This is a genomic window from Clostridium zeae, from assembly GCF_017312485.1.
Classification (GTDB): Bacteria; Bacillota; Clostridia; order Clostridiales; family Clostridiaceae; genus Clostridium_AR; species Clostridium_AR zeae.
Window position 1 is genome coordinate 44,692 of sequence record NZ_BMBA01000011.1, and the last position, 11,316, is coordinate 56,007.

The following is an 11,316-nucleotide window of genomic DNA, read 5'->3' on the forward strand; positions in this document are numbered from 1 at the left end:
CCCCTAAAATAGTGCATTTTCACTATCTATTTTTTTAACTATTTTATTAGTAACAACTATAAGGATTAATCCAACGAAAGATTGATATAATGCAGCTGCTGAACTCATTCCTATATCTCCCATGTTCATCAGAGCTCTATATACATAGGTATCTATTACATTTGTTACTGGATATAATGCACCTGAATTCATTGGTACTTGATAAAACAGTCCAAAATCAGCATTGAATACCTTTCCAATTGCAAGTATAAATAAAATTGTTATTACAGGTTTAAGCAACGGAATTGTGATATATCTTATTTGTTGCGCTTTTGATGCGCCATCAATCATGGCTGCCTCATAGTAAGTTTTATCTATGCTACAAATAGAAGCCATATAAACAACAGTATTATAACCTATGCCTTTCCATTGACTTACAAGGATTAGAATCAATGGCCAATACTTCGCTTGGCTATACCACGAAACCCCATCAGCTCCAAACTGCTTCATTAAACCATTTATATATCCCTGTTCTGGACTGAGAAATGTAAATAGGCAATAGCTTACAACAACCCATGATAAAAAATAGGGTAAAAACATAGAGCTTTGATAAAACTTAGCTAATCTTTTTCTCGTAAGTTCATTTAGAGCTATAGCTATACAAATCGGTAAAATTATTCCCAAAAAAATAAAAACCAAGTTGTACAATACTGTATTTCTTGTTATAACCCAGGCATCGCTACTATTAAATAAGAATTTAAAATTATCAAACCCTACCCACTTACTTTTGATAAGACTTTCTATAAAGCCTCCACTTATCTTAAATCTCTTAAATGCTATAATTGCACCTGCCATTGGAATATAAGAAAAAACAATAAACCATATTGCTCCTGGCATAGCTAATAGCAAAAGTTCTTTGTTAGTATTTAACCGTGTAAAAAACCTCCGCATACTCATAACCTCCTTAAAATCTCTAAAGAACTTGGCTTTGAGTTAAATATACCATGACATAAATATGGTTTATAGTTGATAATCTATAGATTTATTGTACTTATTTCAGTTTACTTATTAGCTAATAAAATAATTTTTGCTGCTTCTTAAGGTATTTGGACATACACCATAGTACTTCTTAAATTTCTTATAAAAATAGCTTGTATCCAAATACCCAATAGTTTCAGCAATCTCATTTATTTTCATATTTGTATTTAACAGTAGTTCCTTGGCTTTTTCATTTCTTATCTTATTTAAGTAATCAGAAAAGCTTATACCAACTTCTTTTGAAAACAATTGGCCAAGATAAGAAGTATTTATATTAAACTGGTCCGCTAACATCTTTAAAGAAAGTTCCTTTGCAAAATTATGTTTAATATAATCTATTATCTGTTGAATTACTGGACTAAATTTAAAACTATTTGCCTCAATAATATCCAAGGCTTTTAAACTTTCCTCTTTTATGCACTCATCGACCTCATCCAATGTTTCCATATTACATACTGAAAGAACCATCCTGCTTATGCTATTATAGTCATATTCATGTCCAATATTGAGTTCTTTCATAGTTCTACTTATAATAATCATCATTGTCACTGCCACATCCTGAACTAAAGCTGGTGCAGCAGTTTCATTACCTTCAATACTCTTAAATATTTCAGTTATATAGGTTTCAAGGTTATTCCTATCCTTTTTCATAAGAACCTTAGAGAAGTCTTCTAAATTAACTTTAGATATATGCTCAGGATTGTTGTACCTTTGTAGTAAACTCGCTCCATTTATTATCTTGTTAAAACCATAAATTAATAAGTAGCTTTGAAGCTTTTTAGCTCTTTCATAGGACTTATACGCATTCCAACTAAATCTCTCCACTTCTCCAACGGTTATGAACACATCTTCATTTAATTCATTCTTTATATACTCTCTAATTCTCACTAAAATCTTTTCAAAATCTTCTTGTGATGATTCACTATCATTCCATCCTGATATAATAGCAATGTTATCCTCAAAATCTTTAAAGAAATCAATATTATCAAACTTCATTCTTTTTTTAATTATATTTAGCAACATTGTACAATTTCTTTTTTTATTATTTCTTAATTTGATTAATGCAGCACAATAATTCTCATATTTAAGATTCAACTCTAGAATAAAACCTCTCTCTTCAAGCTCATACCCACTTATCTTATTTGTAACCCATCTATTATATATATTTTCTTTTATAGTCTCTATCTCTTGATTTTTGAGCCTTGGGCTTTCCTTCTCTCGTTTTATCTTCTCTACTGTCATTTTTAGTGAAGCTTCTAATTCTTCTTCATTTATTGGTTTTAATATATAATTTTCTACCCCTATTGAAATTGCTTTTTTTGCATATTGAAAATCATCATATCCACTTAGCATAATAAACTTTGTTTTTGAATTTACTTTTTTTATTTCTTCAATTAATTTTAATCCATCCATATTAGGCATAGTAATATCAGTAATTATAACTTCCACATTCTTCTTATTAAACATTTCTAGAGCTTCAGTACCACTTGAAGCCTTGCCGGCGACCTCAAGTCCCAATTCTTCCCAATTAATTATACATTCTACGCCATCTACTATAAGCTTTTCATCATCTACCAACATTACTTTGTACAAATTCTTCTACCTCCTTATCAGGTATCTTAATCATAACTTTTATTCCTTTTTCCATTCCTTCCATAACTTTCAAACCATAGCTTTCACCATAGACTAATACAATCCTTTCATGTACATTAGCTAAACCTATGGAGTTTTTCGTTTCACTAGGTGACTTTATATTTTCATTTAATCTTCTTATTTGTTCTTCATCTAGTCCTTTACCGTTATCTTCAATAGTTATAAAAATATCTTCTTTAGATTTTTCACCTTTAATCATTAAAAAATTATCTGTTATTCCTAAATCCATCCCATGAATAAGAAAATTTTCAATTATTGGTTGAAAAACAAATTTAATAATTTGCTTATTTAATAATTCAAACTCAAAATCAATTTCATACTGAAACTTGTCCTCATATCTAAATTTGTATAAATCTAGATACATTTTGCAATACTCAATTTCTTGTCCAATTGTAACAATATTTTTAGCTTTTACTACACTTCTAAATAGTGTTGCAAGATTATAAAGCATTCTGCCAACTTCTTTATCACCATTAATAACAGCTTTCATTCTGATTGACTCTAAAGTGTTATATAAAAAATGTGGATTTATCTGATTTTGCAGTGCAATAATTTCTGTATTTTTTTGCTTTATTTCAGAAAGATATACTTTTTTAATATAATCATCTAATGTACCACACATTGTGTTAAAACTTTGAGCTATCAAATTAATCTCATCATCTTCTTTTTCAATTGGAATACTTGTTTTAAAATCTCCTTGTTTTACATTATCTATTGCTTTAACAATATTCATAGTTCTTCTTTCTAGTTTTTTAATTTTCAAGTATACTATTATTTCACTTAATATTATTAAAACTATAACAACAATAATGATTGTTTCTATGAATATCTTTGTTTTATCTAAAATTGAATTTTCAGGTATAATGCTTAAGATGATCAAACCTGCTGTATTTGGTTTAAAATCAACATATGAAGGAGTATCTAAATAGATGCTTTCACTGCCGCTTCCTATCTTAGAGAAATAAGGATAAAATTTATTCACATACTTCTGAGAAGAGTCATATATAACCTCTCCTTCATTGTTCATTACAATAAGTTCATTCTTATCAATATCATATTCTCTATATATTTGATCTAACTGATCCATTTTATATGTAAATACTAACATTCCAACTTTCTGTAAGTTGTCTGGATTTATTACATAATTGACCGAATAGTAATAGGAGTTCACTGCTTTACTTTTACTTTTTAATATTTCAACTACACTCTTTTCACTCTCTTCCCAATGAATTACTCCATAGTTATTATCCATAATATTATAGTTATTTACATAACCTTGTGAATCATAAATGCTGGCTAAATTTTGTTTAAAGCTTACCAAACATATTTTATCAATATTAGAATTATTAGCGTAACAACCTTTGACAAATGAATCTACTCCACTATAAGTCAATTTATCGCTTTTAGCATATATATCCAGTTTGTTTTTTATATAAACATCAAAAGGATTATTTAAGTAAAATATTATATCACCCATCTCTTGATTATCACTATAAAGCTCATTTATTTGAGTTCTTGTATTCTCTATTTGACTATTTATATACTGATTTGTATCTTCTACTATTTTCCCATTCAAATACTGTTGCTGTTCTTTAATATTTTTAGTGGTCTTATTAATAAAAAATATAGAAAGACTAGAAAGAGATGCAAATATTATAAATGAATATACAAAAAACAATCTTCTGAATAACTTTGTTTTAATAAACATAATTCCCCTCCATTTAAAGGTTTACATTTTATAATACACAAACTTTTATCAATATATAGATGAACCACTTCATAATTAAATTTATATTTTCAAATTCTCCTCTTAGAACCCAGAGTAGTTTTGAAAATAGATTTAGGATTGAAGTGTTTCATCTTTATTTCTACATCAATTCCTTTTTCCCTTTAACATTTGATATAAATATATCCCATAATTCGTTTCTTTCTTTTTATCCTTTGTTATGATAATATAACTTAGTGACAAAGATATAATTATTCAACAAAATTAAATCTATTGAAAACATTCAGTCTATCGTTAATATATATGATTTGAGTATAGATTCAAAATATATCATTTATAATGTTAATCTAAGGAGTCTTATAATGAATTTATCAAAAGAATTTTTACCTATTAGCAAAGAAGATTTAAAAAGACGTAATATAGAGCAATTAGATTTTATAATAGTTACTGGCGATGCTTATGTAGACCACCCTTCCTTTGGAACTGCTATCATAGGAAGAACCTTAGAAGCAAACGGCTTTACCGTTGGGATTATCGCTCAACCAAACTGGCATGATTCTGAAGACTTTAAAAGGCTAGGAAGACCAAAGTACGGTTTCTTAGTAAACTCAGGAAATATAGATTCCATGGTAAACCACTATACTGCTGCAAAGAAAAAAAGAAGAGATGACTTCTACTCACCAGGTGGAGAAGCAGAGCATAGACCAGATAGAGCAGTTATAGTTTATTGCAACAGAATAAGGGAGGCTTTTAAAGATATTCCTATAGTTATTGGAGGAATTGAAGCTTCACTGAGAAGATTTGCGCATTATGATTACTGGGATAATAAAGTTAGAAGAAGCATACTTTTAGACTCGAAAGCTGATTTATTAAGCTATGGTATGGGAGAAAAGACCATAGTTCAGATAGCAAACCTTTTATCTTACGGCATGGAAGTTAAGAAAATTACAGATGTAAGGGGTACTTGCTATTTAACAAAAGATATCAGTAATTTATCAGGTTATGTATTAGTTCCTTCCTTTGAAGAAGCTGTAAGCAGTAAAGATGCATATGGTGAAAGTTATAAATTAGAGTCTTACGAACAAGACCCTATAATAGGTAAAACTGTTATACAACCCCACGGTGATAGATATCTAGTTCAAAATCCTCCTCAACTTCCTTTAACTGAAGAAGAGATGGATATAACCTATAACTTACCCTACACTAGAACTTATCATCCTATATATGAAGCAAAAGGCGGCATACCAGCTATAAATGAAGTTAAGTTTTCAATCACAAGCCATCGTGGATGCTATGGTTCTTGCTCCTTCTGTGCTTTAACCTTCCATCAAGGAAGAATAATACAAAATAGAAGTGGTAACTCAATAGTTGATGAAGCAAAACTGCTTACTACCCTAGATGACTTTAAAGGATACATACATGACATAGGGGGGCCAACTGCTAACTTTAGACATAAGTCTTGTAAAAAACAAGAAAAGTTTGGGACTTGTAAAGATAAGCAATGCATGTTCCCTAAACCTTGTAGCAATCTTATCACCGATCATAGCGAATACTTAGGAGTGCTTAGACGAGTTAGAACTTTGCCAGGCATTAAAAAGGTATTTATTCGTTCCGGAATAAGATATGACTATTTAATTCACGATAAAAATAACGAATTTTTCTCTGAACTTTGCAAACATCATATAAGCGGACAGCTAAAAGTTGCCCCTGAGCATGTTAGCGATAAGGTATTAGCACAAATGGGAAAACCTACAAGAGAAGTCTATGATAGATTTGTAAAGAAATACTACCAAGTAAATGATAAGATAGGGATGAAACAATTTTTAGTTCCGTATTTGATGAGTTCTCATCCAGGAAGTGATCTAAAAGCAGCTATTGAATTAGCTCTTTATATCAAGGAAATGGGATATACTCCTGAACAGGTACAAGACTTTTATCCAACACCAGGAAGCATATCAACAACAATATATTATACTGGAGTGAATCCTTTTACTGGCGAAAAAGTATATACACCAAAGACTCAAGAAGAAAAAAGTATGCAAAGAGCATTGTTGCAGTTTGCAGTTCCAAAAAACCATTCACTAGTTAAAAAGGCATTACTTAAAGCTGGAAGAGAAGATCTCATAGGTAAAGATAAAAACTGTCTAATAGATTGGACTCCAGCTAAGGAAAGAAACCATAAAAGTAGTAGTAAAAAAACAAGTAAACCGGATTCTACTAACCCAAAAAATAGTAATAGCAAAACCTCTGACATAAATCATAACAGTAGACCTTCAGAAAAAAGTCATAGTAAAGATGGCAAAAGCTTCAGTAACAAGTCCGGCAAGAGCAATAACACTAGAGGTAATTCTACAAATGTAAGAAGCAAAAGAGTACATTAGAACTCAAAAAAAGAACCTTAATTATTGATAAAGAACATAATTCAATATGTCTTTTATCAATAATGGGTTCTTTTTTTATTTTGGTTCTGTTAAAGCATCTTGCTAAAATTAAGTTGTTATACATCCGATTCTTTAATGAGCTTGCGCAAAGAATTAATATAACTTCTTAAATAGTCCAATACAATAATTAAATACTAGCAAAGTCACTAGCTCGCTTATAATGCTATATGGATACAAGCTTATTCCAAAAAGCTTTACTAAATTATCTAATATTATAAATATGGTTGCAATTATAATCAGTCTAATTCCAGGCTTGTTTACAAAATTTCTATCTAATGCCAAAATAGATAGAACTAAAATTATTGTTGGAACTATAATAAATGCTAACGTAAATATATATTCTGATTTTAACATAATTATATATCCAAATTTTAACGATATTCTTATGTTAGGTTCGTAAACAGCTAAAAGTATAGAGTAAAATATTGCAAAGGCAGCCATAATACTATAAGTAGTAGAAAATTTAATCTTATCATTCCTTCTACAAATATAATATATAATATACAAGATCACTGGAATATAAACGTACTGTAGAAAAACTAAATATTTAATATAGTATATATATTTTGGGTCTTCCAGTAATGCAAGTAAAATTAAAGTAATATACTTTAGCATAACAAATAGTATCATAAAAATTGATACTATTTTAATTTTTATAGGCGCCCATCTTAATAGCTTGTCTAATATAAATATGCATAAAAAAATTATAAGTAATAATATTACAAAGTATAGATATACCCCTACCATATCACACCTCTTAATATTTTGGTTCTTAGCCTCAAGCATTCAAAAATCTTACTATACATCTCTTATTGCTATTAAGTAATAAAAGAAAATCTAATATAGCTTTTTATTTATGATATTGCTTATAAAACTTAAAGAAACTCTTACTTATAATTTATTAATGTATTATTTAATTTATTCCTAAAACCTTTATACCGCCTTCAACACATTCTAAGCGTAGCGGAAATCCTGGACCTTTTTCACCATCTATATCAGTAACTATATCTTCATCTGTTTCTATTGTAACTTCCTTAGTTTTATAGTATATAACCTTAGGGTCATCTAAGTGTTCCCCTCTGATAACTCTTATAAATAAAGGTATTAAGTCCTTTATAGAAACAGCTTTAAATACTATTACATCTAAATAACCATCCATGGCATCAGCACGAGTAGCTAATTTAAAATTTCCTGCTGTTTGACCATTAAATACTAACATCAGATACATATGGCCATCATACTCTAATTCTTTAGAGGAAATCTTAACCTTAAGCCTTCTAAAATTAGGTAGTTGCTCAAAACCTTTTAAGTAATAGGCAAGCTTACCTATCATATTTTTTAAGTTTTCATCAGTTTTTTGGGAGACATCAGTAAATAGACCTGTACTTGCCACATTTATAAAATACTTGTCATTTATTTTTCCTATATCTACAGGCTTAGGAGAACTATCTAATATCTTCTTACATGCAGCTCCTACATCTGATGGTATATCTAAAAATTTTGCAAAATCATTTGCAGTTCCAACTGGTAATATTCCAATTGGCAAATCTATATTTTTAGACTTCATTGCGTTCACTAGTGAGTCCACAGTTCCATCTCCACCAGCTACTAAAATGTAGTAATATTCTTCATCAATATCATTTAGAGCTTCTGATATGTCCGACTCTTTATTTATTCTGTAGGGAACAATTATATATCCATATTCTTGATGTATACTTATAACTTTATCTAATTCATCTAGAATAACATTTTCACCTGAAAATGGATTGTATATAAATTTCACCTTTCTCATAGAATACCTCCATAATAACACTATGTAAAATTATTGCATTTTTTACATCATATTCTTTTCAAAATCAATCATTAAACATTATAGCAGAATTATAAACTTATGTCGAGGTTGTCCCATTATCTTGAAATTTCGATTTTAATTATAATTTATTAGTTATATATTCCAAATGTCAAATATCAAACTACTTAATTAACAATTTTTATGTCATAAAGCATTCTTAAATTAATTTAACTTAATTTCTAACTAAATTGTATATGTAAATAATTAATTTTCATATGTACTGCTTTATTATATAATTAATATTTCCAAAGTAAATATTATTTGAACTTTTGTTATATCATAATATATTATAGCCAATTTCAAGATTATTATAGATTTACATAGTGTGCAAATGGTATTTTGTTAGTAAAACAAGTAAAAATCATTAAATATCTACATTTAATGATGAATATATGAGATTTTACCTCTTATACTTTTATTAAAAATGAGTTATAATTATTTATTGATGATGGAATTATATTTATTTTACTAGGAGTGATTATATGAGAAAAAGTAGTATACCCAATTTATTTACATTTGCAAATTTATCTTTTGGAGTATTCTCAATACTTGCAACGCTAAATGCAGATTATTTTTTAGCAGCAATATTTGTAATTATAGCTGCACTTATTGATAGATATGATGGAAGAGTGGCACGTTTTCTTAATGTATCTAGTGAGCTAGGTAAAGAATTAGATTCTTTAGCAGATTTAGTATCTTTCGGCGTAGCTCCTTCTATATTAATTTACTCGCAATTCGGTTTCAACAGCTTTGGCCCAAGGGGTCTATTAGGATATTGCGCATTGATTATATTCCCTATATGTGGAGCCTTCAGATTAGCTAGATATAATTTAGCTGAATTTGACGGTGTGTTTAGAGGAGTTCCAATAACAATAGCAGGTAGTTTAATGGCTATATTCTCTCTGATTACAACAAGATATACTGTACCAATGGTTTTACCTGTAATCTTAATGTTAATCTTCTCTTATTTAATGATTTCGAATTTTAAACTTAAAAAACTTTAATATACACTGACAGATTAGAGGACCTTTTAGGTCCTTTAATCATGTTCAAAATCCTTATGATCATCTTCATTGTCGTGGTGATCTTCACAATTTCCGTCTTCATGATCCCTATCCCTATCATCACAAGGTTCACAGTTATCATTTTCATCATCTCTATCTTTATCATGATCTTCACAATCATCGTCTTTATCATCCTTTTTGCTTTTGCGTCTCTTTCTTGTATTTGGCGGATGAATAGGTTGCCTTCCTCCAGGTCCTCCAGGAACTCCAGGACCTCCACTTGAATTTTGGAATAATAAATCATTATCTATCTCTGTTAATATTATAGATTTTTGAGCAGTTTTTACTGCAATTACATCTGCTTTAATTCGTATGTAATCAAGATAGCAGCATTCAACACTTTGAATAACATTAAGTAAGACATCTATAATATCACCAAGCTGATTAGCCCTCTTTATAGCATCTCTTACTTCTTTTTTTCTAGCAAGTGCAATTCCATTGAGTTCACCTGCACCACCTATAAGCAATCTATATGAATTAACGTATTTTGTTAATAGTTCAGTTAAATTGTTTACCTCAATAAAATATGAATCAAATAACTCTTTAAAGCTTTCCATTCAATCACCTTATTATTGCTATCATAACAATATATTAATTTATTTATTATTTAATTCCTTACAAAAAACGTCAACTTTATAGTGCCTTCTACAAAAATACATTAGCTTGCTCAATAAAGAACAAGCCAATACATTTTATATGTTACTTCGCAATAATTCATCTATAAACTCATCATCTACGGTTTTAAAAAGCTCATTAAATAGATCTTCATCTTTCTTTTTTCTTAAAAGTTCTTCTTCTGTTTCGTTGTCAGTAAAATCAAATAACTCTATATTCTTCATTACAACTGGAAAAAAGTATTCATCCGCATAAGAAAATTTCATGCTATTTTCCTCCTATTTATCTTTACATTCTGTGAGTGGTTCAAAATATGCTCTTGGAAACTTACATAAAGGACATACTTCTGGAACTTGTTTCCCTTCATAAATATAGCCACAATTCATACATCTCCAAACTGATTCTGTGCTAGATTTAAATACAGTACCACACTTTACCTTCTCATATATATCTTTAAATCTTTCTCTATGGCTCTCTTCTACTTCTCTAAGCTCCTTATAGAAGTTTGCAATAGCTTCAAATCCTTCTTTTCTAGCTACTTCTTCGAATTCCTTATAGATTTTATTAGCTTCTTGCCATTCACCTTCCATTGCATCTAACAGGTTTTCTTCTGTTGATTTCACCATACATAAATATTTGGCCCACGCTTCTCTTGCATGAGCATATTCATTTGATGCAGTTAAATCAAAAACTTGACCTATCCATACAAACCCTTCCTGCCTTGCTTTTTCAGCATATAGATTGTATTTGTTCCTTGCTCTTGACTCTCCTGCAAAGGTTTTTAGCAAATTCTTTAAGGTTTCACTATCCTTTATTTCCATAAAAGTTCTCCTAAAAATACTACACACATTAATATATTCAAATATATTCCAATTGTTACCAACTACACCTTATAGATGTACCAATTCGAACCAAAATCTATTTTTAACCCTCTCCTAGTTTCTGGTG

10 protein-coding genes are annotated in these 11,316 nt (G+C 29.3%); 2 read left to right on the top strand and 8 right to left on the bottom strand.

The window, feature by feature from the left end; genetic code table 11:
- Positions 1 to 3: 3 nt before the first annotated feature.
- The 3 genes from J3477_RS24445 to J3477_RS24455 all read right to left on the bottom strand — a co-directional run bounded on the left by J3477_RS24445 (position 4) and on the right by J3477_RS24455 (position 4,378).
- Positions 4 to 930 (bottom strand): ABC transporter permease, encoded by a 927-nt coding sequence (locus J3477_RS24445; RefSeq protein WP_206872849.1) that lies wholly within the window; start codon positions 928 to 930, stop codon positions 4 to 6.
- 117 nt (positions 931 to 1,047) lie between these two features.
- Positions 1,048 to 2,610: a response regulator transcription factor gene (locus J3477_RS24450; protein WP_206872850.1), complete on the bottom strand. Its 1,563-nt coding sequence runs from the start codon at positions 2,608 to 2,610 to the stop codon at positions 1,048 to 1,050.
- Entirely contained in the window at positions 2,585 to 4,378 is a 1,794-nt protein-coding gene (locus tag J3477_RS24455; protein ID WP_206872851.1) for a sensor histidine kinase, read from the bottom strand. Before J3477_RS24455 ends, J3477_RS24450 begins: the two co-directional genes overlap by 26 nt.
- A gap of 380 nt (positions 4,379 to 4,758) precedes the next feature.
- On the opposite strand from J3477_RS24455, the gene J3477_RS24460 reads away from it, so the two are divergent.
- A complete protein-coding gene (locus tag J3477_RS24460) occupies positions 4,759 to 6,777 on the top strand; it encodes a YgiQ family radical SAM protein (protein WP_206872852.1) in 2,019 nt (672 codons plus the stop codon).
- Positions 6,778 to 6,930: 153 nt separating this feature from the next.
- Here J3477_RS24460 and J3477_RS24465 read toward each other — a convergent pair whose 3' ends face one another.
- Positions 6,931 to 7,584: a hypothetical protein gene (locus J3477_RS24465; protein WP_206872853.1), complete on the bottom strand. Its 654-nt coding sequence runs from the start codon at positions 7,582 to 7,584 to the stop codon at positions 6,931 to 6,933.
- Between the two features lie 166 nt (positions 7,585 to 7,750).
- The gene (locus tag J3477_RS24470) at positions 7,751 to 8,629 is read right to left on the bottom strand and encodes a YegS/Rv2252/BmrU family lipid kinase (RefSeq protein WP_206872854.1); all 879 of its coding nucleotides are present in this window, start codon (positions 8,627 to 8,629) and stop codon (positions 7,751 to 7,753) included.
- A gap of 542 nt (positions 8,630 to 9,171) precedes the next feature.
- Here J3477_RS24470 and pssA point away from each other — a divergent pair.
- Positions 9,172 to 9,693: a CDP-diacylglycerol--serine O-phosphatidyltransferase gene (gene pssA, locus J3477_RS24475; protein WP_206872855.1), complete on the top strand. Its 522-nt coding sequence runs from the start codon at positions 9,172 to 9,174 to the stop codon at positions 9,691 to 9,693.
- Positions 9,694 to 9,728: 35 nt separating this feature from the next.
- On the opposite strand, the gene J3477_RS24480 is transcribed toward pssA, so the two are convergent.
- From J3477_RS24480 to J3477_RS24490, 3 genes are all read right to left on the bottom strand, one after another.
- On the bottom strand, positions 9,729 to 10,310 hold the full coding sequence (locus J3477_RS24480) for a hypothetical protein (RefSeq protein ID WP_206872856.1): 582 nt from the start codon (positions 10,308 to 10,310) through the stop codon (positions 9,729 to 9,731).
- Between the two features lie 135 nt (positions 10,311 to 10,445).
- Positions 10,446 to 10,634 carry a hypothetical protein gene (locus tag J3477_RS24485; RefSeq protein ID WP_206872857.1) on the bottom strand — a complete coding sequence of 63 codons (189 nt, stop codon included), beginning with the start codon at positions 10,632 to 10,634 and terminating at the stop codon, positions 10,446 to 10,448.
- Positions 10,635 to 10,646: 12 nt separating this feature from the next.
- Positions 10,647 to 11,189, bottom strand: a complete 543-nt coding sequence (locus tag J3477_RS24490) for a rubrerythrin family protein (protein WP_206872858.1) — start codon at positions 11,187 to 11,189, stop codon at positions 10,647 to 10,649.
- Positions 11,190 to 11,316 lie beyond the last annotated feature (127 nt).